22 protein-coding genes are annotated in these 19647 nt (G+C 71.6%); 10 read left to right on the top strand and 12 right to left on the bottom strand.

What is annotated here, in order from left to right:
• Positions 1-447 precede the first annotated feature (447 nt).
• The 3 genes from ABD331_RS26435 to ABD331_RS26425 all read right to left on the bottom strand — a co-directional run bounded on the left by ABD331_RS26435 (position 448) and on the right by ABD331_RS26425 (position 2833).
• Positions 448-747 (bottom strand): hypothetical protein, encoded by a 300-nt coding sequence (locus ABD331_RS26435; protein WP_344479851.1) that lies wholly within the window; start codon positions 745-747, stop codon positions 448-450.
• Positions 748-954: 207 nt separating this feature from the next.
• Positions 955-2031 (bottom strand): redox-regulated ATPase YchF, encoded by a 1077-nt coding sequence (gene ychF / locus ABD331_RS26430; RefSeq protein ID WP_344479848.1) that lies wholly within the window; start codon positions 2029-2031, stop codon positions 955-957.
• 82 nt (positions 2032-2113) lie between these two features.
• The gene (locus tag ABD331_RS26425; RefSeq protein ID WP_344479845.1) at positions 2114-2833 is read right to left on the bottom strand and encodes a hypothetical protein; all 720 of its coding nucleotides are present in this window, start codon (positions 2831-2833) and stop codon (positions 2114-2116) included.
• 95 nt (positions 2834-2928) lie between these two features.
• Between ABD331_RS26425 and ABD331_RS26420 the strand changes: the two genes are divergently transcribed.
• Both ABD331_RS26420 and ABD331_RS26415 read left to right on the top strand, forming a co-directional pair.
• The gene (locus ABD331_RS26420; RefSeq protein ID WP_425566049.1) at positions 2929-4185 is read left to right on the top strand and encodes a DNA recombination protein RmuC; all 1257 of its coding nucleotides are present in this window, start codon (positions 2929-2931) and stop codon (positions 4183-4185) included.
• 16 nt (positions 4186-4201) lie between these two features.
• Positions 4202-4714 carry a DUF6542 domain-containing protein gene (locus ABD331_RS26415; protein ID WP_344479842.1) on the top strand — a complete coding sequence of 171 codons (513 nt, stop codon included), beginning with the start codon at positions 4202-4204 and terminating at the stop codon, positions 4712-4714.
• A gap of 3 nt (positions 4715-4717) precedes the next feature.
• Here the strand turns inward: ABD331_RS26415 and ABD331_RS26410 are convergent, their stop codons facing one another.
• On the bottom strand, positions 4718-5683 hold the full coding sequence (locus tag ABD331_RS26410; RefSeq protein ID WP_344479840.1) for a 4-hydroxy-3-methylbut-2-enyl diphosphate reductase: 966 nt from the start codon (positions 5681-5683) through the stop codon (positions 4718-4720).
• Positions 5684-5784: 101 nt separating this feature from the next.
• On the opposite strand from ABD331_RS26410, the gene ABD331_RS26405 reads away from it, so the two are divergent.
• The 3 genes from ABD331_RS26405 to ABD331_RS26395 all read left to right on the top strand — a co-directional run bounded on the left by ABD331_RS26405 (position 5785) and on the right by ABD331_RS26395 (position 8557).
• Positions 5785-6861: a hypothetical protein gene (locus ABD331_RS26405; protein ID WP_344479837.1), complete on the top strand. Its 1077-nt coding sequence runs from the start codon at positions 5785-5787 to the stop codon at positions 6859-6861.
• Between the two features lie 27 nt (positions 6862-6888).
• A complete protein-coding gene (gene xseA, locus ABD331_RS26400) occupies positions 6889-8112 on the top strand; it encodes an exodeoxyribonuclease VII large subunit (protein ID WP_344479834.1) in 1224 nt (407 codons plus the stop codon).
• 88 nt (positions 8113-8200) lie between these two features.
• Entirely contained in the window at positions 8201-8557 is a 357-nt protein-coding gene (locus tag ABD331_RS26395; RefSeq protein ID WP_344479831.1) for a VOC family protein, read from the top strand.
• Here ABD331_RS26395 and ABD331_RS26390 read toward each other — a convergent pair.
• Complete coding sequence (locus ABD331_RS26390; RefSeq protein WP_344479828.1) at positions 8547-9146, bottom strand: TetR/AcrR family transcriptional regulator; 600 nt, start codon at positions 9144-9146, stop codon at positions 8547-8549. The two genes, ABD331_RS26395 and ABD331_RS26390, sit on opposite strands and share 11 nt — an antisense overlap.
• Before the next feature lie 87 nt (positions 9147-9233).
• Between ABD331_RS26390 and ABD331_RS26385 the strand changes: the two genes are divergently transcribed.
• Positions 9234-9647, top strand: a complete 414-nt coding sequence (locus tag ABD331_RS26385) for a nitroreductase family deazaflavin-dependent oxidoreductase (protein ID WP_344479826.1) — start codon at positions 9234-9236, stop codon at positions 9645-9647.
• A 561-nt stretch (positions 9648-10208) separates the two neighbouring features.
• On the opposite strand, the gene ABD331_RS26380 is transcribed toward ABD331_RS26385, so the two are convergent.
• From ABD331_RS26380 to ABD331_RS26370, 3 genes are read right to left on the bottom strand one after another with little or no spacing between them, the layout of a single operon-like run.
• The gene (locus tag ABD331_RS26380) at positions 10209-10454 is read right to left on the bottom strand and encodes an exodeoxyribonuclease VII small subunit (RefSeq protein WP_148437067.1); all 246 of its coding nucleotides are present in this window, start codon (positions 10452-10454) and stop codon (positions 10209-10211) included.
• 32 nt (positions 10455-10486) lie between these two features.
• A complete protein-coding gene (locus ABD331_RS26375; RefSeq protein WP_344479821.1) occupies positions 10487-11017 on the bottom strand; it encodes a DUF4245 domain-containing protein in 531 nt (176 codons plus the stop codon).
• Positions 11018-11028: 11 nt separating this feature from the next.
• Entirely contained in the window at positions 11029-11640 is a 612-nt protein-coding gene (locus ABD331_RS26370) for a TetR/AcrR family transcriptional regulator (protein ID WP_344479818.1), read from the bottom strand.
• A gap of 172 nt (positions 11641-11812) precedes the next feature.
• Between ABD331_RS26370 and glpX the strand changes: the two genes are divergently transcribed.
• A complete protein-coding gene (gene glpX, locus ABD331_RS26365) occupies positions 11813-12847 on the top strand; it encodes a class II fructose-bisphosphatase (protein WP_344479816.1) in 1035 nt (344 codons plus the stop codon).
• Between the two features lie 33 nt (positions 12848-12880).
• Here glpX and ABD331_RS26360 read toward each other — a convergent pair whose 3' ends face one another.
• Positions 12881-13531 (bottom strand): DUF1707 SHOCT-like domain-containing protein, encoded by a 651-nt coding sequence (locus ABD331_RS26360; RefSeq protein ID WP_344479813.1) that lies wholly within the window; start codon positions 13529-13531, stop codon positions 12881-12883.
• A gap of 217 nt (positions 13532-13748) precedes the next feature.
• Between ABD331_RS26360 and ABD331_RS26355 the strand changes: the two genes are divergently transcribed.
• Positions 13749-14423, top strand: a complete 675-nt coding sequence (locus ABD331_RS26355) for a DUF998 domain-containing protein (protein WP_344479810.1) — start codon at positions 13749-13751, stop codon at positions 14421-14423.
• Here the strand turns inward: ABD331_RS26355 and ABD331_RS26350 are convergent.
• On the bottom strand, positions 14387-14977 hold the full coding sequence (locus ABD331_RS26350) for a TetR/AcrR family transcriptional regulator (RefSeq protein ID WP_344479808.1): 591 nt from the start codon (positions 14975-14977) through the stop codon (positions 14387-14389). The genes ABD331_RS26355 and ABD331_RS26350 overlap by 37 nt on opposite strands.
• A 123-nt stretch (positions 14978-15100) precedes the next feature.
• Between ABD331_RS26350 and ABD331_RS26345 the strand changes: the two genes are divergently transcribed.
• A complete protein-coding gene (locus tag ABD331_RS26345) occupies positions 15101-16261 on the top strand; it encodes an MFS transporter (RefSeq protein WP_344479805.1) in 1161 nt (386 codons plus the stop codon).
• Here the strand turns inward: ABD331_RS26345 and ABD331_RS26340 are convergent.
• Both ABD331_RS26340 and pdxR read right to left on the bottom strand, forming a co-directional pair.
• Positions 16254-17210, bottom strand: coding sequence for a Gfo/Idh/MocA family protein (locus tag ABD331_RS26340; RefSeq protein ID WP_344479802.1), 957 nt, complete (start codon positions 17208-17210; stop codon positions 16254-16256). The genes ABD331_RS26345 and ABD331_RS26340 overlap by 8 nt on opposite strands.
• 60 nt (positions 17211-17270) lie before the next feature.
• Positions 17271-18683 (bottom strand): MocR-like pyridoxine biosynthesis transcription factor PdxR, encoded by a 1413-nt coding sequence (pdxR, locus tag ABD331_RS26335; RefSeq protein ID WP_344479799.1) that lies wholly within the window; start codon positions 18681-18683, stop codon positions 17271-17273.
• 68 nt (positions 18684-18751) lie between these two features.
• On the opposite strand from pdxR, the gene ABD331_RS26330 reads away from it, so the two are divergent.
• On the top strand, positions 18752-19627 hold the full coding sequence (locus tag ABD331_RS26330) for a DMT family transporter (RefSeq protein WP_344479796.1): 876 nt from the start codon (positions 18752-18754) through the stop codon (positions 19625-19627).
• The last annotated feature ends 20 nt before the right edge of the window (positions 19628-19647 follow it).

The raw sequence follows: 19647 nt of genomic DNA, 5'->3' as shown, positions 1-19647 counted from the left end.
GCCGCGCCGCGGCCTGCGGGGCGGCGGCGCCTCGAAGTCAGCCGTGTCCAGGGTTGCGGAAAGCCCGGGCCCGTCAGCGATCCGAGGATCGTGCTGGACGGTAGACCTACGAGCCATCACGCCTCCGCTCGCGCCGATCCCCCCGGCTGGCGCGGTGTCGTCCGTTGCCGATCCCCATCATCCGCGGTGAAGTAGTCACCCTATCCGGTCTCCGCCATTGTTCCGAGAAAGCCACGCCCATGCTGCGGCATGACCCTCCCCACCGGCAAACCGGGCCCGTATGACAGGCCACAGTGCCGATTCCTATCAGTCCCCGTTCGAATCGGCTTTTGACCAGGCCAGACGCCTAAAATGCCATAGCTCGGCAGCCACGGATTCCTGTCCAAAACAGGCATGGACCTGTCTCGACCTGCGGAATCGGCATGGGTCGCGATCGGCGCCGATCCGTCAGGCGGGCTCCGGATCCTGGCTCGTGCGCGCCTGACGCCTGCTGTGGAGATCCACCACCGTCGGCCGCACCGCGCGCTCCAGCGAGCCACGGAGATCGGCCAGCATCTCCGCGGGCTCGCGCTCCCGCATGCGCGTCGACATCTCGACGCGTTCGTCCACTTTCCTGCGGAGGTACGCCTCGCGGTTGACGCGCAGGCCGTACATCAGCTCGACCCTGATCAGGGCCAGCTCCTCCTCGAGGCTGATTCCCGCGAGCGTGGGCGCCGAGCGGCGCTTCCTGGTGATGCGACGGAACATGAGGGCCTCCCGAGTCAGCGTGAACGCCGTGACGATTCGACGCGCGGGGGCCCAAAGTGGTTGACGCATCAGTTATCCCTGGAACAAACGTCTGGTCACTCCAGGGATACCAGACGCGTTGGGGGCTTCGCCGTCGGCCGCCGTCGGTAACCTACCGCAGCGAAGCCTGACCCTCCGTGATTGGCCGCGCGACAAGCCGGAGGACGCTCAGACGTTGAAGCGGAACTCCACCACGTCGCCGTCGCGCATCACGTAGTCCTTGCCCTCGATGCGCGCCTTGCCCGCCGAGCGGGCGCTGGCGATCGAGCCGGCCTCCACCAGATCGTCGAACGAGACGACCTCGGCCTTGATGAAGCCCCGCTGGAAGTCGGTGTGGATGACGCCCGCCGCCTCGGGCGCGGTGGCGCCCTTGCGGATCGTCCAGGCCCTGGTCTCCTTCGGCCCGGCCGTCAGGTACGTCTGCAGGCCCAGCGTCTCGAAGCCGACCCTGGCGAGCTGGCGCAGGCCCGACTCCTCCTGGCCCACCGACTGCAGCAGCTCCAGCGCCTCCTCCTCGTCGAGCTCCACCAGCTCCGACTCGATCTTGGCGTCGAGGAACACGGCCTCGGCCGGGGCGACCAGCGCCGAGAGCTGCTCCCGCAGCGCGGTGTCGGTCAGCTCGTCGGCGTCGAGGTTGAACACGTACAGGAAGGGCTTGGCCGTCAGCAGGTGCAGCTCGCGCAGCTCCTCGCGGTCGAGGCCGCTCTCGAAGACGGTCCTGCCGGTCTCCAGGACGGCCAGGGCGGCCTCCGCGGCCTCCAGCGCGGCCTTCTTGTCCTTGTTGTTGCGCGCCTCCTTCTGCAGGCGCGGCACGGCCTTCTCCACGGTCTGCAGGTCGGCCATGATCAGCTCGGTGTTGATCGTCTCGATGTCACGCTTCGGGGAGATCTCGCCGTCGACGTGCGTCACGTCGGGGTCGTTGAAGACGCGGATCACCTGGCAGATCGCGTCGGTGTCGCGGATGTTGGCGAGGAACTGGTTGCCCCTGCCCTGGCCCTCCGACGCCCCCTTGACCAGGCCCGCGATGTCCACGAACTCGACCTTGGCGGGCAGGACGCGGGCCGAGCCGAAGATCTCGGCCAGCACGGGCAGCCGGTCGTCGGGCACGCCGACGATGCCCACGTTGGGCTCGATGGTGGCGAACGGGTAGTTCGCCGCGAGCGCGTTGCCGGTCTTGGTCAGCGCGTTGAAGAGCGTGGACTTACCGACGTTGGGCAACCCGACGATGCCGATGGAGAGACTCATCCGACCGACTCCGTCGCTCGGATGAGTCTTTGACTGCTGCGTTTGATGGTTCCCTCGCTACGCTCGCTCACGGAGAACGAGTTTACTTGCTGAGCACGGACAGACAGGTCACCGGACGGTAGCCCTCGTCCGCCCGCAGGTAACGCTTCGAGCTGGGCGGGCAGTGCGCGGGCGCGACCTCGAACGACAGCACCCTGGCCCAGGCGTGCGGAGAGTCGCAGGGCAGCCGGGTGACGGCGGAGCGGGCGATCACGTCCGTGGCGGGCTCGGCCACGCACGCGCCGCGGTCGAGCACCTGGCCGCCCCGGCCCAGGCAGATGACCTGGAGGTCGCCGTCCAGCGTGTCGAGGGTGCCGTCGGGGCAGGCGGCGGGCTCGCCGGCGAGGGCGAGCGCCCTGCCGTACCAGCCGGGCCGCGAGCAGGCGCGCTCGCGACCGTCAAGCGTGACGCAGTCGCCCGGCCTGAGCAGGCCGCCGCCCCCGCCCGGGGCGCCGGGATGCGGTTCCAGGAAGTTGCGTACGCAGGCCGTCCGCCCGGCGCCGACCCGCAGAACGTCGTCGGTGTCCGCCGGGCACTCGCCCGGCCCCGGCGGGTCGGCGGCCATGGCGATCACCTCGGAGTCGCCGCCGTTGCACGCCGTCAGCGCCAGGTCGCCCGTCACGCACGCGCCCGGCGTCCAGCGCAGCGTCGGCCGCGGCTCCGGCGCGCTCTCCCCCGAGCCCGCGATGACCGCGCCGGCCAGCGCGATCAGGGCCGCCGCGACGGCGGCGCCCGCGGCGGCGAGCTTCGGTACCGTATTCATCCCAGTACTGTGCGTGACAGGAGATGGGGCGCACAAGCGGAACGCCCAAGCGTGTCGGGAAGAATCGCGCCCCCGATCCTGCGATCATCGATGGAGTGGATGTGGTGTCGCTACTCATCGGTCTAGCCGTCGGCCTGCTCGTCGGGTTCCTGGTCGCCAGGACGCGGGCGGCGGTGCGGGTGGCCGAGTCCGACGCGCGGGCCAGATCGGCGGCCGAGAAGCTGGTCTACGTCGAGGAGCAGCTCGCCGAGCGGTTCCAGGCGCTGTCCACGCGCGCGCTCGACGTCAACAACATCCGGTTCCTGGAGCTGGCCGAGACCAGGCTCGCGGCCACCCGCGCGGAGGCCGCCGGCGATCTCGACCAGCGCAAGCAGGCCGTCGAGCACCTGGTCGAGCCGCTGAAGGACGCGCTGGCCCGGGTCGAGTCGCAGTTGCGCGACACCGAGTCGGGGCAGCGGGCGGCGCGGGCCGAGCTGGCCAAGCAGATGGAGTTCGTCCGCCAGAGCAACGAGCAGCTCCGCTCCCAGACGACGGCCCTGGTCAGGGCCCTGCAACGGCCCGAGGCGCGCGGCCGGTGGGGCGAGCTGCAACTGCGCAGGGTCGCCGAGATCGCCGGCATGCAGCGCTACTGCGACTTCGACGAGCAGGTCGCCGAAGGCTCCATGCGGCCCGACATGGTCGTCAGGCTCGCCGGGGGCAAGAACATCGTCGTCGACTCCAAGGTGTCGCTCGCGGCCTACCTGGAGGCGGCCGAGGCCTCCGACGAATCACTCGCCACCGTACGGCTCGACGCGCACGCCAGGCACGTCCGCGAGCACATCGACCGACTGGCGGCCAAGGCGTACTGGCAGGGGTTCAACCCGTCGCCCGAGTTCGTGGTGCTGTTCATCCCCGGCGAGGCGTTCCTGGCGCCGGCGCTCGAACGCGACCCCGGCATGCTGGAGTACGCGATGACGCGCCGCGTGCACATCGCCACCCCCACCACGCTGATCACGATGCTGCGCACCGCGCACTACGCCTGGCAGCAGGCCGCGCTGAGCGAGAACGCGCGGGCGGTGTTCGAGCTGGGCAAGGAGCTGTACGAACGGCTGTCGTCCCTGGGCAGGAACGTCGAGTCGCTCGGCAAGGCGCTGACCAGGGCGGTGGAGGCGTACAACAAGTCGGTCGGATCGCTCGAAAGCCGCGTCCTGGTCACAGCACGCAAACTTCACGATCTCGGCGTCGTGGACGGCGAGCTGGACGCCCCGGAGATGCTCGAAGGGCTGCCCAGGCCGCTGGCCTCCCCCGAACTGCTCGAAACCTCATCTCTGATAACCCACGCGAACGGTAAGTTGGCAGGCGGGTCGCAGTAAAAGGGGGGGTGGGCCAGTGGCAGGTGAGAAGGGCAGGCGCTCTGCGGTCAGGCTGACCGCACGCGGCGCCATCGCGCTCGCCCTGGTGGCCACCCTGGCGGGCTACGTGCTGGCGGCCGTGTTCGGCGTGGAGCAGCTCGTGGGGGCGGCGTTCGTGCTGGCCAGCGTGCTCGGCGCGGTGCTGGTCAACCGGCGCGAGCTGCTGTCGCTGGTGGTGACGCCGCCGCTGACGTTCTTCTGCGCGACGCTCTTCGTGGAGCTCGGGCGGGCGTTCGGCTCGGTGTCGATCGTGCAGTCGCTGGCGCTCGGCCTCTACACGTCGATGACGCAGGGCGCGCCGTGGCTGTTCGCGGGCTCGGCCCTGGTGCTGGGCGTCGCCTGGCGGCGCGGGCTGCGCGACAACGTACGCGAGCTGCGGGAAGAGCTGAAGGCGGGCGCGGAGATGACGCGCCCGCGCCAGCCGTTCGTGCCTGAGCCCGAAGGGTACTTCGAGCCCAAGCTGTACGGGACCCCGCGCGGCGAGGACTGAGACTCAGGAGGCGCGCAGGTCCTTGCGCAGCTCGTGCGGCAGCGCGAAGCGCATGCGCTCCTGCACCGGCTCCACCTCCGTCACGTCGCCGAACCCGTGCCCCGCCAGCTTCGCCAGCACCTCGTCGACCAGCTCCTCCGGCACCGAGGCGCCGCTCGTGACGCCGACCGTGGTGACGCCGTCGAGCCACTCGTCGCGGATGAAGTCGGCGTTGTCCACCAGGTACGACGCCTGCGCGCCGTAGTCCTTGGCCACCTCGACCAGCCGCTTGGAGTTCGAGGAGTTCTCCGAGCCGACCACGATGACGAGCTGCGACTCCGCCGCGATCTCCTTGACCGCGATCTGCCGGTTCTGCGTGGCGTAGCAGATGTCGTCGCTGGGCGGGTCGATCAGCGTGGGGAAACGCTCCTTGAGCCGGGCCACCGTCTCGGTCGTCTCGTCGACCGAGAGCGTCGTCTGCGACAGCCACACCAGCTTGCTCGGGTCCTTCACCCGCACGTTGTCGACCGAGTCGAGCCCGTCGACGAGCTGGATGTGGTCGGGGGCCTCACCGGAGGTGCCCTCGACCTCCTCGTGCCCCTCGTGCCCGATGAGCAGGATGTCGTAGTCCTGGGCCGCGAACCTCTTGGCCTCGTTGTGTACCTTCGTCACCAGCGGGCAGGTGGCGTCGATGGTGCGCAGGCCGCGCCGGCCGGCCTCCTCGTGCACGGCCGGCGAGACGCCGTGGGCGGAGAAGACCACGATCTCCCCCTCCGGCACCTCCTCGGTCTCGTCGACGAAGATGGCGCCCCTGGCCTCGAGCGTCTTGACGACGTGAGTGTTGTGGACGATCTGCTTACGGACGTAGATGGGTGCGCCGTACTGCTCCAGAGCCTTCTCGACCGCTACCACGGCTCGATCGACTCCGGCACAGTAGCCCCGTGGCTTGGCGACGAGGACTCGGCGGGAAGTGGGGGTCTGGGGCTCCATACTTTCTATGCTACGTGGAGCGGCCATCTGGCCCGCGCGTGCGTGGTTGCCCACGGTTTGCCAGACTAGCCGTCCATTACTGACCTCCCAGGGAGACGTTCATGTCCCTCAGCGACGTGATACGCAACATCGCGAGAACCGTAACCAACAAGGACGAGCTCAAGGAGAAGGCGAAGGACCTGCCGCTTCTGGTCGTCCAGACCACGCTCAGCGCCGCCGGACAGGCGCTGCTGCTCGTGGACCGCATGAAGAACTCCATCAAGGGGATCGGCGGCAAGCAGGAGCGCGAGGAGGAGTACGACTCGCGTCCCTCCGCCGCCGAGCAGGTGGCCGCCGCGCCCGCCGAAACCTCCGACGACAAGACGGCCCGCAAGGAGCCGGTCATCTTCGCGCCCCGCTCCGGCGCGGCCGAGCCCAACGGCGTCGCCAGGACCAAGCCGGACCCGGTCATCTTCGCGCCCGCCGCCAAGCCGTCGCCGGTGGACGACGCGGAGTCCGTCGCGGTCGCCGAGCCGCAGCCCGAGGCCGCCCCCAAGGCCTCCGAGCCCGCGACCAGGACCGAGGCCGCCCCCACGCCGGCCGGTGAGACCGCCACCCCCGCGGCCACCGAGTCCAAGGCCGTCACGGACACCATGGCCGAGCCCATCGCCGAGCCGGAGACCACCCCCGCCCCCGAGGCCGCCGCCCCGGTCGTGGAGACGCCCGGCCCTGAGGCCGCGGTCGTGGAGACGCCCGCCGCCGAGGCCGAGGCGCAGGTCGCGCCCGCCGCCCCCAAGCCGGTGGACGAGCCCGCCGTGGAGGAGCCCGCCACGGCTCCCACCGAGGCGCCCGCCGCCAAGCCGAAGGCCACCAGGACGCGCAAGACCGCCCCCAAGGCAGGTTCGAAGACCAAGGCCGAGCCCGCCACCGCGCCGGAGCCCGCCGCCGCCACCGCCGAGCCCGCCCCCGCCCCCGAGCCGCCCGCCGCCCCCGAGCCGGTCACCGCCGCGCCCGTGGACCTCACCGAGCCGCTGCCCGGCTGGTCCGAGCTGACCGTCGCCTCCCTGCGTGCCAGGATGCGCGGCAAGACGGCCGAGCAGATCGGCGACTTCCTCGCGTACGAGCAGGCGACGAAGGCGCGTCCCGAGGTCATCAAGATGTTCGAGAACCGTCTCGCCAAGCTGCAGGCCGGCGAATAGGTCACACTCACCCCGTAGTCTTCCGCCATGACCTCGAAGACCACGCCTGAGTCTCCCCTGCCGATCCGTACGGTCCTGCAGATGGTGGGCGGCTGGATCGGCAGACTCGGCACGGTCTGGGTCGAAGGAGAGATCACCGACCTGAGCGCGCGTGGCGGCACGGTGTTCCTGACCCTGCGTGACCCAGTCGCCAACGTGTCCGCCAGGGTCACCGCCCCGCGTGGCGTCTACGAGGCGACGGTGCCCCGGCCGTCGAACGGCGCCAGGGTGGTGGTGCACGTCAAGCCCGACTTCTGGGTCAACAGAGGCTCGTTCGCGTTCACCGCGCTGGAGATGCGCCCGGTCGGCGTGGGCGAGATGATGGTCAGGCTGGAGCGGCTCAGGCAGTTGCTGGCCGCCGAAGGGCTGTTCAACGCCGACAGGAAGCGGCGGCTGCCGTTCCTGCCGGGCACGATCGGGCTCATCTGCGGCCGTGAGTCGGCGGCCGAGCGCGACGTGCTGGAGAACTCCCGGCGCCGCTGGCCGGCCGTGCGGTTCAAGGTCGAGGAAGTGGCCGTCCAGGGGCCGTACGCGGTCACCGAGGTGACGGAGGCGCTGCGCAAGCTCGACGCCGACTCCTCGGTGGACGTGATCGTCGTCGCCCGGGGCGGCGGCTCGCTGGAGGACCTGCTCCCCTTCTCGGACGAGACGCTCGTCCGCGCGGTGGCCGCCTGCCGCACGCCCGTCGTGAGCGCCATCGGCCACGAGCAGGACAGCCCGCTGCTCGACCTGGTGGCCGACGTGCGCGCCTCCACCCCGACCGACGCCGCCAAGAAGGTCGTGCCGGACGTCGGCGAGCAGCTCACGCTGGTGCGCCAGCTCCGCGACCGTGGCCGCCGGGTGCTGAGCGGCTGGCTCGACCGGGAGATGTCCTGGCTGACGTCCGCGCGTTCGCGTCCCTCGCTGGCCGATCCCGTACGTGAGCTGGAGCGCCGGGCCGAGCAGGCCGAGGCGCTGCGCGACCGGGCCAGGCGCTCGCTGTCGAGCTCGCTCGACCGCGCCACCGACGACCTCACGCACCTGCGCGCCCGGCTCGTCGCCCTGTCCCCGGCGGCCACGCTGGAGCGCGGCTACGCCATCGTGCAGCACCCGTCGGGCGAGGTCGTCCGCCTGGCCAAGGACGTCACCCCCGGCACGCTGCTGACCATCCGCCTGTCCGACGACCGCGTGACCGTCCGCGCACAGGAGCCGGACGAGGCCGCGGAAGCCTGACCCGCTTCACCACGCACGGGAGGCGGAAGCCCGGCGCTTTCTCCTCATCCGCCCTCGGCCTAGGCGGCGGCGGGGCTACCGTTCGCCCATGAGAGCACTCGTGCAGGTCGCCCAGCACGCTGACGACCTCGACAGAGCCACCACCTTCTACCGCGACGTGCTGGGCCTGCGGCACATCGCCACCTACCGGCCGCCCGGGCTGGCCTTCTTCGACCTGGACGGCGTCCGCCTGCTGATCGAGGAGAGCGCCCCGTCGGCCGTGCTCTACCTGGCCTCCGACGATCTCGAAGCAGACGTGGCGCGGCTGCGTACGCACGAGGTCGCCTTCGTCGAGGAGCCGCACCTGATCTTCACCGACGACGGCACGTTCGGCACGCCCGGCAAGGAGATCCGCATGGCCGCGTTCCGCGACTCGGAGGGCAACCTGCTCTGCCTCATGACGTGACGCGTACGACCAGGCTTTCCAAGCCTGCCTTGATCTGCTCGACCGTCATGCCGCGCTCCTGCCGCTGGGAGGCGATCAGGTGCGCGTTGACCGGCGCGAGCAGCGCGTCGGCCAGGTACGCCGTGTCAGCGCCCGGGCACGCCTGCCCGAGCAGCGTGGCGACATGGAGATGGTGCACCTGGTAGGGGCCGGTGTAGCGCTTGCCCGTGCCGCCCTTCTCCAGCAGCAGGAACAGCACCTCGTTCGCCAGCTTCAGATCGACCAGCGCGTGCAGGAACGCCACGATCCGCTCGCGGGCGGGCGCCCCGGGGCCGAGCGGCGGCGGCCCGGACAGGAACGCCGCCTGCAGCCGCCGCTCCCGCTCGTCCACCAGCGCCAGCAGCAGCCCGGTGCGGTCGCCGAAGCGGCGGTAGACGGTGCCCACGCCGACGCACGCCTCGCGGGCGACCTCGTCCAGCGACAGATCGTCGGTGCCGCACTCGGCGACCATCCGCGCCGCCACCTCGATGATCTTCTGCCGGTTCCGGGCGGCGTCCGCCCGCTCCGGCTGGGGCTGCCCGACGATGGGCAACGATCGACGTTCGCGCACGGGCGCAGCATACCGGTTGTAACCGGAGAACTCTCCGATTAGGCTGGGGCAAGCGGAGAGTTCTCCGATTGTCTTGAGGAGCCGAGAATGCCCAACGATTTCAACCAGCAGATCATCGAAGAGTTCCGCGCCAACGAAGGCCGGGTAGGCGGCATGTTCGAAGGCTCGCCCCTCGTGCTGCTCACCACCACCGGGGCCAAGAGCGGCAAGTCCGTCACCACCCCGGTCATGTACCTCGCGGACGGGGACCGGTACGTCATCATCGCCTCCAACGGCGGCGCCGACCACCACCCTGCCTGGTACCACAACCTCCGGGCCACGCCTGAGGCCACGGCCGAGGTGGGGACGGAGCGGTTCGAGGTCAAGGCCGTGTTCGTGGAGGGTGCGGAGCGCGATCAGCTTTACGCCCGGATGGTGGAGCAGGCGCCCGGCTTCGCCGAGTACGAGGCCGCCACCACCCGCCGCATCCCCGTCGTAGCCCTCCTCCGCACAACCACCTGACCACCCCCGCCCGCCCTTCCCGCCTCTGACCACCTTTGACCAGCGGCCCGCCCGGCTCCGCGCCCCAGCGGGCCCGCCACGGGGCGGCTCCAACCCGAGCGCCGATGCGGGGGCACGGCGCTGGGGTTGCGAGGTCGCTCCAGGCTCGCACGGACGGCGGGCGCGGCCCGGAGAGAGCGGCGGTGCGGGGGCACGGCGCGCTCGGCGCGGGCAGGGTGCCCGACGTGGCAGGCCGCCCACCACAGCGGGCACGGCGCTTGTGCGGCGCAGGCGTGGCGCGATGCAGCGCGGCGGCCAAGCACGCCAGGCGCGGCACGGCGCTTGGGTCGCGCAGCGGCGGCTCACGTGGCAGGCGCGGCGCTACGGCTGCACGGCGAGCGGCCGTCCACCACGGCAGGCGCGCTGGCACGGCGCGGCACGGCGGTGCTGGGCACGGCGCGTGGCGCAGGCGCGGCGCGCGAAGCGGACACGGTGCGCGGGACACGGGACGCGGTACGCGGGCGCGGCGTGAGGCGGTGAGGCGCGTTCAGGGCGAGCCGACCGGCCTCCCGGCGAAAGCCCCTAGAACGGAGCCTCGGCCGAGTGCCCAGCGCTGGGGTCGGACCGCCGGGCCATGGCGGCGGCGAGCTTCACCCGAGCCCCCTGCAACCACTCCTCACAAACGGCCGCCAACTTCTCCCCCCGCTCCCAGAGCTCGATCGACTGCTCCAGCGTCAGCCCCCCGGTCTCCAGCCGCCGCACCACCTCGGTGAGCTCCTCGCGGGCCTGCTCGTAGGACGGGGTCTTCTCGCCTGTTTCCTCTGCCACGGCCACCACCCTAGACGCGCCCGCCGACAACCTCAGCCTTTGGGACGCTGCTGGAGTTGCGCCGCGAGCTGGCCGAGTTCGGTCCAGTCGGCGGTGCCGGTGACGACGAGGGTGACGTCGGGCAGGACGCGTACGAGCGACCGCTGGTTCTTGTCGTCGCGGAAGCGCTTCTCCCAGGTCACGTCGCCGATCTGCTGGGTGCCCTGGTTCTTGTCGGTGTTGGTCATGCGGTTGGCGAAGCCGGCCGCCGGCTGTTCGTTGCTCTGGGCGAACATCGCGTGCTGGCGGGTGGCGGTGGCGTAGCCGAGGTAGAGGACCTGCGCGCCGTTCTCGCCCTTGGCGATCCGGTTGCTGTTGGGCACCCAGTTGGGCGGGTCCTGCCGGGGGGCCCAGACGCCGAAGGGCACCGTGTGGCCGAAGTTGGCGACGGTGATGGAGTAGTCGAGCCGCGGGATGTGCTCCTCGCGGCTCTGCGGGGTGACCAGCAGGAACAGCCCGGCTCCCGCGAGGCACACGAACAGGGCTACCGCGTAGCCGTACAGACCTTGGGTGAACCGTCGCACAGTTGGCGAGGTTACCCGTTGGTGGGGGTGGTCGCCGAAGTGGCCGGGTGGATCTGCCCGATGATGGCCAGAACCTCCTCGGCCAGCGCCCGGTCGCCGGAGTGCACGACCTCGGACACGGCCGCCGCCAGCGCCCCGGTGACGACCACGACGAGGGCGGGCTCGTCCTCGAACAGGGCGGCGTTGCGCTGGGCCCAGACGCGCAGCCGGTCGCGCATCACCACGTCGAAGCCGGGCGGCCCGTCGCCGCGCAGGAACAGCGCGGCCAGCTCGCGTTCCTCCAGACACCCTTCCAGGTACGCGCGGGCGGCGCCGACGAACACGCGCATGGGGTCGCCCTCGCCGTCGGCCCGTGCCGCGCGGACGGCCCGCTTGGTCCGCTGCGTCTGCCTGGCCTGGAACTCCTCCCACAGCGTCAGGTAGAGGTCGGCCTTGCCGGAGAAGTGGTGGTAGAGGCTGCCCACGCTGGCGTCGGCCCTGGCCACCACGTCCGTCACGCCGGCCTCGGCGAAGCCCTTCGAGACGAAGATCTCTCTGGCGGCGGCGAGCAGCGAGCTGCGCGTGGCGGCGCCACGCTCGGACGTACGCGGCTGGGCGACCGCATTCTCCACATCAGGGCTCATACGGGATCTCCTCCACGGCGGGGGCGCCACGCTCCATGTTGGAGGCAAGATCCTTGGCGCGCACAGGGTATGACGCAAATTCCGCTCCTGGTGAGCAGATTATCCCCCTCCAACCGGGAAGAGACCGGCAACTACGATCGAGGGAGATGTCCCACGAGGAGGGCCTGCCATCATGTCCGACCAGACTTCCGTGCCACCGGCGCTCGCCACCAGCGAGCACGCCCCCGATCGAAACCTGGCGCTGGAGCTCGTCCGCGTCACGGAGGCCGCCGCGATGGCGGCCGCCCGCTGGGTCGGCAGAGGTGAGAAGAACGGCGCGGACGGCGCGGCCGTGAACGCCATGCGCCAGCTCATCAACACCGTCTCGATGAACGGCGTCGTCGTGATCGGCGAGGGCGAGAAGGACCACGCCCCGATGTTGTTCAACGGCGAGCAGGTCGGCGACGGCAGCGGCCCCGACTGCGACGTGGCGGTGGACCCGATCGACGGCACGCGCCTGACGGCGCTGGGCATGCCCGACGCGGTGTCGGTGATCGCGGTCAGCGAGCGCGGCTCGATGTACGACCCGTCGGCCGTGTTCTACATGGAGAAGCTGGTCACCGGCCCCGAGGCGGCCGACGTCGTGGACATCGACGCCCCCGTGGCCGTCAACGTCAACGCCGTGGCCAGGGCGAAGCACTGCTCGCCGTCCGACGTGACCGTGGTCGTGCTCGACCGGCCCAGGCACGAGCGGCTGGTCAAGGAGATCAGGGAGACGGGCGCGCGGATCAAGTTCATCACCGACGGCGACGTGGCGGGCGCGATCATGGCGGCCCGCGCGGGCACCGGCATCGACCTGATGATGGGCATCGGCGGCACGCCGGAGGGCATCGTGGCGGCGTGCGCGCTCAAGTGCCTGGGCGGCGTGATCCAGGGCAAGCTGTGGCCGCGTGACGACGCCGAGCGGGCCAAGGCCGTCGAGGCGGGGCACGATCTCGGGCAGGTGCTCACCACCAACGACCTGGTTCGGTCGGACGACGTGTTCTTCGCGGCGACCGGGATCACGCACGGTGAGCTGATGCAGGGTGTACGGTTCCGCGCCGGCTCTGCGGTGACGGAGTCGCTGGTGATGCGGGGGCGTTCCGGGACCATCCGCAAGATCGAGAGCGAGCACCAGCTCTGGAAGCTGCGCGCGTACAGCGCCATCAACTTCGACACGGCAGGCTAGAGCGGCACCGCTCGCGGCGGGGCGGGGCTGGGGTCAGCGGCGGCGCTTGCGGCGGGGTGGTTCCTTGACCTTGACCTCGCCCGCGAAGTTGGTGGTGCGCACCTCCACGACCGGCGCTCCCGGCTCGGTGGGCTGCTTGGTCAGGCGGACCGTCTTGTCCTTGGCCACCCTGATCACCTCCAGCCCCTCCGGAACGTGGATCTCCAGCCCGCCGAAGACCAGGGTGGCGTTGATGATGATCCGCCGGTTCTGCAGGATGGCGTCGCGGAAGTCGAGCTTCGTCGTGCCGAACATGGCGGTCACGCCCAGCTCGGCCGGCACCACCCACCGCCCGCCCCGCTGCTCCTGCTTGAAGATGGCGGAGACGGGCCGGCCGTCGAGGTTGAGCGGCTGCTGGTCGGCGGGCAGCAGGTCAGTGGTGAGGGAGGCGAGTTCGCCGAGGGTGCGGGCGGAGTAGAGGACGCCGAGGCGTTCCTCCAGCTCGTCGAGGGTGAGCCGGCCGTCGGCGTGGGCGTCCTGGAGCACCTGGGCGATGCGTTCACGATCGGCGTCGGACGCGCGCAGCTCGTGCGGCTGCGGCACGTCGTCGGGCGCCGGGGGACGGCGAGCGGACACCCATTCCTCGGCCAGCCGCTCGCCGACTTCCTGCAGCTTGGGCAACCACGATCCCGCGCGTTCGTTCACACTTCTGACGATATCCGGCTCTGGCCCAGTTCGCTCGTGCCGATTGACCCGGTGTCACCGGATTCCGGGCAGAACACCGGGCATCTCCTTCGCGAGGTTTCTCCTGCGCGTCGGCGTGGCGGTACCTGCGGTGTCCGGCTTCTCATGAATTTCTTAGGAATCTCCGTGCGCGCCTCGCCGTTGTCCCGGCGAAAGTGTCCGGTAAAGGGAGGTGTGCGTGCATCGACCGGCGCGGTGGGGTCTCGGCGCGGCAGCCGCGGGCAGCCTGGTGATCCTGGGTCTCGACCTGGCGAGCTTCGACGAGGCGAACCCGTTCAGAAGGACCATCAGCGAGCACGGCCTGGGCCCCGACGGATGGATCTTCGGGCTCGGGGTGGGGCTGCTGGCGGCGGGTTCGCTGGCCATCGGCGTGTCGCTGGCGCGCAAGAGGCTGGCCGGGGTCTTCGGCACCTTCGCGCTGCTGGGCTGGAGCGTCGGGCTGTTCATCACGGCCTGGTTCGAGAAGCACGACTGGTCGGTCGGGCCGAGCCTGAGCGGCAGCATCCACCGGGTGGGCAGTTTCGTGGCCTTCCTCTGCCTGCCGCTGGCCGCGGTGGTCATCGCGCGCCCGTGGCGGCACCGGGTGCGGCCGAGGGCCACGCTGGTGGCGTTCGGGCTCGGGATCTGCTCGGTGCTGTGGGTGGCCGGCATCGGCGCGGTGATGCTCGTCGCGTCGAGCAACGGGCTGCCGTGGTACCGGGTCATGCCGCTGGGGCTGGTGGAGCGGGGGCTGGCCGTCACGGAGGTGGCGGCGCTGCTGGCGCTGGGCGTGTGGGCGGCGGCCGGACGGCTGGACGACGCGCGGGAGCCCGCCGGTCAGGGGCGCAGCGTGGCGATGAGGTCGTCCACGTAGCCCTGGAAGACGGCCGCCATGTCCACCTGGCCGGGGTCGATCAGCCACTGCGTCTGCAGGCCGTCCATCATCGCGATGAGCCGGTCGGCGTGCGCCTCGGCGTCCAGCCCCGCCTTGAACTCGCCGCACTCGGCGCCTTCGCGCAGCGCCCGCGCCACCATGGCGCGCAGCCGCCGGTAGCGCCGTTTCGCCCAGTCGTGCGCGGGATGTCCTGGGGTCACGGCCTCGCCGCTCATCACGGAGAAGAGCTGCACCAGGCCGGGTACCCGGGAGTTGTGCTCGACCACGCGCACCAGGGCCCGCAACGCGTCCACCCCGCCTGCCGGTTCGAGGTCGAACGTGCGCGTGTCCAGCTCGTCGCGGTAGTCCAGCACCGCGAGGAGCAGCACCTCCTTGGTCCTGAAGTGGTGCAGCAGCCCGGCCTGTGACAGCTCGGCCCGCTCGGCGATGCGGGCCAGCGACGCGCCCCGGTAGCCGTGCTCGGCGAACTCCAGCAGCGCGGTGGCCAGGATGCGCTCCCTGCGCGCCGCACCGGTCGCATAGCCCCGTCTCACCGCGGCAGCCTACCCCTCACGCTCTGCTCGCGAACGACCCACGCCTTCGCTGGCGGACGACCTGGGGCAACCGTTAACCTGACCGCGCCTCACGTTTGATTCCCCCCCGATCAGGAGGCCGTTGTGCCGTCCGCACGTGATCGCCAGGCCCGTGTCGCCACGTACGTCGTCTACGCCGTGCAGGGCCTGTCCTTCGCCTCGTTGCTCATCCAGGTCGCGAACCTCCAGGCCAAACACCAGCTCGACGAGGGCTCGCTCACGCTGTTGTTGCTGGTCGTGCCGGTGTTCGCCGGCGTCGGCAGCGTGGCGGCGGGCTCGTTCGCCGCCCGGTTCGGCAGCAAGCCGCTGTTGCGGATCGCCCAGCCGGTGGTGGCCCTCGCGGTGGTGCTGGCCGGGTTCGCGCCGAACGTGCCGCTGCTGCTGCCCGTGCTGCTGCTGTTCGGGGTGGCGGTGGGCGCCGTGGACGCGGGCATGAACATGCAGGGAGTGGCCGTCGAGCGCAGGTACGGCGTGGAGGTGCTGAACGGGTTCCACTGCGTGTGGAGCGTGTTCAGCCTGGCCGCGGCGCTGTGGGCGTCGGGGGCCGCGGAGCTGCCGCTGCCGGTGATCATGAGCGTGCCCATGGTCCTCGCGGTGGCCGGCTCGCTCTACGCCGGTCGCGACCTGTGCACGCGCGAGGAGGAGAAGGTCGAGGCCGCGGGCGCGCCCGTCACCGGCCGCTTCCCCTGGCGGCCGATCATCCCGCTCTGCCTGGCCATGGGCTTCCTGTACGTCGGCGACGCCGCCGTGTCCAACTTCAACACCGTCTACATGAAGGACGTGCTCGGCGCGAGCCCCGCCGTGATCCCGCTGGCCTACGCCGCCTACCAGGCCACCACGCTGGCCGTCAGGCTCGGCGGCGACTTCGCCGTGCGCCGGTACGGCCCCGCCGTCATCGTCAGGATCGGCGGGGTGATCGCCACGATCGGGTTCCTCGGCGTGGTCCTGGCGCCGACGCAGCCGCTGGGCATTCTCGCGTTCGGGCTCACGGGCGTGGGGCTGTCGGTGGTGGCGCCGCAGTCGTTCTCGGCGGCGGGCAAGCTGGACCCGGCGGGCACCGGGGTGGCGATCGCCCGGGTGAACCTCTTCAACTACGTCGGCTTCATCGTGGGGGCCGCGCTGGTGGGCGGGATCGCCGACGCCGCGGGGATGCGGGTGGCGTTCGCCGCGCCGCTGGTGCTGGCCGCCGCGATCATCGCCCTGGCCCCGGGTTTCGAACCCAAACGCACCACGGCCATCACCTGAGGGATGTCCCCTGTCGCCGGACTTCGGCCACCTCGACCGGACGGCCTTCGCGCAGCGACAGGTCGGCGGCCTCGGCCACGTACAGTGCCTCCAGCGCGTCCTCGATCGAGCACGGGCTCTCGCCGCCCCGCAGGAAGACGTCGAGCTCGGCCCGGTAGGCGGTCTCGAAGCGCGCCACGAAGTCCGGCCAGGGCGACTCGACGCCGGGCAGCCCCTCGGCGCTGTGCAAAGGAGCGCGCGGGCCGAGGCCGACCGCCTGGGTGCGCAGGGTGCCCGCCAGCTCCATGCGCACGTCGTACCCGCCGCCGTTGTAGCGCGAGCCCTGGAGGGTGGCCAGCGTGCCGTCGTCCAGGGTCAGGAGCGCGGCGCTGTTGTCCACGTCGCCCGCCTCGGCGAAGAACGCGGCGCCGCGGTTGGCGCCCCGCGCGTAGACGGACACCACCTCACGGCCGGTCACCCAGCGCAGGATGTCGAAGTCGTGGATGTGGCAGTCGCGGAAGAGCCCGCCGGACAGCGGGAGGTACGCGGCGGGCGGCGGCGCGGGGTCGGCCGTGACGAGGTGCACGCGGTGCAGCTCCCCCAGCTCACCGGCCCGCAGCGCGTGCGCCGCCGCCACGTAGCCCGGGTCGAACCTGCGCTGGAACCCGATCTGCACCCGGTTGCCCGCCCGCGCCTCCAGCACCTTGACCGTGTCGGCCACCGTGCCCGCCACCGGCTTCTCGCAGAAGGCCGGGACGCCCAGCCGGCACGCCTTCATGATCAGCTCCGCGTGGGTGCTGGTCGGGGTCGCGATGACCACGGCGTCCGCCTCGAAGGGGTCGCCGGGAGCGCCGTGCGGCGAGCTGCGTACGGGATCGCTCACGATCAGCTCGTCCACCAGCGGGTGCCCGGCCAGGGTCGCGGCGTGGAAGGCCCCGATCCTGCCCAGCCCCAGCAGTCCCACACGCATGGCGCCCTCCCCTTCACCCCGATCAGGCCGTCTCAAGCGAGCTAAGCGAGCGTTTCTCCCTCAGTCAATGATTTGTCCTGACATGCGGACCTTCAACCCACGCACGGCCTCGGCCGCCTTGTGCGCGGGCAGCCGCGCGAACCCCACCACCACGGCCGGCGGCCCCGGCAGGTCGCGCATCGGCCCCACCGGCTCGGCCGACAGGCCCAGCAGGCGGGCCGCCCCCACCGTGCGCAGCTCGTCCCAGTGCGGCGGCAGCTCCAGGTACACGTGCAGCCCCGCCTCGATGCCCATGACCCTGATCTGGGGCAGGTCCGCGGCCAGCGCCGTGACCAGGGCGTCGCGGCGGCGGCGGTACTCCCTGCGCATCCGCCGCAGGTGCTTGTCGTAGCCGCCGGTGCGCAGGAAGTGGGCCAGCGCGTACTGCTCGATCACCGGGGAGCCCAGGTCGAGCTCGCCGCGCGCCCGGCGGATGGCCTCGGCCAGGCCCGGCGGGGCGGCCACCCAGCCGAGCCGCAGGCCGGGGGCCAGGGCCTTGCTCACGCTGCCCGACAGGATCACCCGGTCGGGCGCCAGGCCCTGCAAGCAGCCGACGGGGTCGCGGTCGAAGCGGAACTCGGCGTCGTAGTCGTCCTCCAGGACGATCCGGCGGCCCGCGTACGCCCACTCCATCAGCGCGGCGCGGCGCGGCGGCGAGAGCACCACGCCGGTCGGGAACTGGTGGGCGGGCGTCACCAGCACGGCGTCGCCGGACAGTTTGCGCACGTCGAGGCCCTGCTCGTCCACCGGCACCGGCACCAGGTGCGCGCCGGCCCGCCGCAGCAGCGGCACCTGGCGGTGGCTGGTCGGGTCCTCGACGGCCAGCCGCAGTGCGCGCTGCTGGGTCAGCACGTGCAGGGCCAGGCTCAGCCCCTGCGCCACGCCGCCCACGATGATGAGCTGCTCGGGGCGCACGTCGGCGGCCCTGACCCGCCTGAGGTAGGCGGCCAGCTCTTCCCGCAGCTCAGGCACGCCGCCGGGGTCCCCGTAATCGAGGGCGTCCGAGGGTACGGTGGTCAGGACATGCCTGACGGCCGCGAGCCAGCGTTCACGGGGGAAGTGGCCCAGGTCGGGGGAGGTAGGGCGATGACCGTAGTACGGGGGGACCGCCTGGGCGCCCGGCGCCCGGCGGGCCGGCACGGGCCGGGGACGCGCGGAGTCGCGCGGCGCGGGGGCGGCGCGGGCGGCGTTCTTGGGGGTGACCTGGGTGCCGACGCCCACCCTGGAGACCAGGAAGCCCTCGGCGACCAGTTGCTCGTACGCCTCCACGACCACCCCCCTGGAGACCTGGAGGTCGGTGGCGAGGTCGCGGGTGGCGGGCAGGCGGGTGCCAGGCGTGAGCCGCCCGCCGCGGATGGATTCCCGCAGCTCGGACGCGATCTGCCCGGCAATGCCTCCCTTCCCACGATTTATCGAGATATGGAGGTCGGCCATATTGGTCCTGTCTCCCGCTGGGGCATTGGACTGTTTGTGCGAACCATTGTCTCCCTAGCATCCTTCGCATGAGAAACGGCATCTTGGGCGCCGCCGCCGCCATGTTCCTGGTCGGAACGCTGGCAGGAGTCTCCGGGCTCGTCGGCGCATACCCCATATACGGCGGCCAGGCGGTTCGGTATCTCGTGGCATCGGTCATCCTGCTTGTCATAACGAGAGTGCTGGGCCTGCGGTTCGTCCGCATGACCCGGCGCGAGACGCTCTGCCTGGTCGGGCTGACGCTGCTGGGCCTGGTGTTCTTCAACGTGTGCGTGGTGGAGTCCACCCGCGCCTCGGGCCCCGCGCTGGTCGGCACCGTGCTCGGCACCGTGCCGCTGGCCCTCGCGCTGGCGGGCGGCAGGCCCGCGCCCCGGCTGCTGATCGGGGCCGGCGTGGTGGTGGCGGGCGCGACGCTGGCCACGGGGCTCGGCAGCGGCACCCCGGAGGGCCTGCTGTGGGCGCTGGGCGCGCTGGTGGGCGAGATCAGCTTCTCCCTGCTGGCCATCCCCCTGCTGCCGAGGCTGGGGGCGATCCGGGTGTCGGCGTACTCGACGACGCTGGCCGTGCCCATGCTGGCCGTGGTCGGGCTGCTCGACGCGGGGACGGGCATGCTCAGGACGCCGACGCTCTCCGAGGCCCTCGGGTTCGCCTACCTGGCGGTCGTGGTGACCGTGGTGGCGTTCTTCCTCTGGTACAACTCGCTGCCCAAGCTGGGGCCAGGCCGGGCCGGGCTGTTCGCGGGGCTGATCCCGGTCGCGGCCATCGTCACGGGCGCGGTGCTGGGGGTGGCCATGCCCACGACGTACGACCTTCTCGGCGCGGGGCTGGTGGTCACCGGCATCCTGATCGGCCTGAGCGCGGAACGCTCGGGCGCCAAGGCGGCGGTGCGGCCGTCCGAGGCCTGACGGCCATCCCCTCCGTTCGG

It is taken from the genome of Nonomuraea monospora (genome assembly GCF_039531895.1).
In the GTDB taxonomy this organism is placed as follows: Bacteria; Actinomycetota; Actinomycetes; order Streptosporangiales; family Streptosporangiaceae; genus Nonomuraea; species Nonomuraea monospora.
The sequence above is the reverse complement of the archived record's forward strand: the minus strand, read 5'-3'. Positions and strand labels throughout refer to the sequence as shown.

Excerpts from the sequence above, each read along its gene's own strand:
- xseA (WP_344479834.1), top strand. The coding sequence starts at position 6,889 with ATGACCTCGAAGACCACGCCTGAGTCTCCCCTGCCGATCCGTACGGTC.
- ABD331_RS26340 (WP_344479802.1), bottom strand. The coding sequence starts at position 17,210 with ATGCGTGTGGGACTGCTGGGGCTGGGCAGGATCGGGGCCTTCCACGCC.
- ychF (WP_344479848.1), bottom strand. The coding sequence starts at position 2,031 with ATGAGTCTCTCCATCGGCATCGTCGGGTTGCCCAACGTCGGTAAGTCC.
- ABD331_RS26395 (WP_344479831.1), top strand. The coding sequence starts at position 8,201 with ATGAGAGCACTCGTGCAGGTCGCCCAGCACGCTGACGACCTCGACAGA.
- pdxR (WP_344479799.1), bottom strand. The coding sequence starts at position 18,683 with ATGGCCGACCTCCATATCTCGATAAATCGTGGGAAGGGAGGCATTGCC.
- ABD331_RS26435 (WP_344479851.1), bottom strand. The coding sequence starts at position 747 with ATGTTCCGTCGCATCACCAGGAAGCGCCGCTCGGCGCCCACGCTCGCG.
- ABD331_RS26410 (WP_344479840.1), bottom strand. The coding sequence starts at position 5,683 with ATGGAGCCCCAGACCCCCACTTCCCGCCGAGTCCTCGTCGCCAAGCCA.
- ABD331_RS26370 (WP_344479818.1), bottom strand. The coding sequence starts at position 11,640 with ATGAGCCCTGATGTGGAGAATGCGGTCGCCCAGCCGCGTACGTCCGAG.
- glpX (WP_344479816.1), top strand. The coding sequence starts at position 11,813 with ATGTCCGACCAGACTTCCGTGCCACCGGCGCTCGCCACCAGCGAGCAC.
- ABD331_RS26330 (WP_344479796.1), top strand. The coding sequence starts at position 18,752 with ATGAGAAACGGCATCTTGGGCGCCGCCGCCGCCATGTTCCTGGTCGGA.
- ABD331_RS26385 (WP_344479826.1), top strand. The coding sequence starts at position 9,234 with ATGCCCAACGATTTCAACCAGCAGATCATCGAAGAGTTCCGCGCCAAC.
- ABD331_RS26425 (WP_344479845.1), bottom strand. The coding sequence starts at position 2,833 with ATGAATACGGTACCGAAGCTCGCCGCCGCGGGCGCCGCCGTCGCGGCG.
- ABD331_RS26405 (WP_344479837.1), top strand. The coding sequence starts at position 5,785 with ATGTCCCTCAGCGACGTGATACGCAACATCGCGAGAACCGTAACCAAC.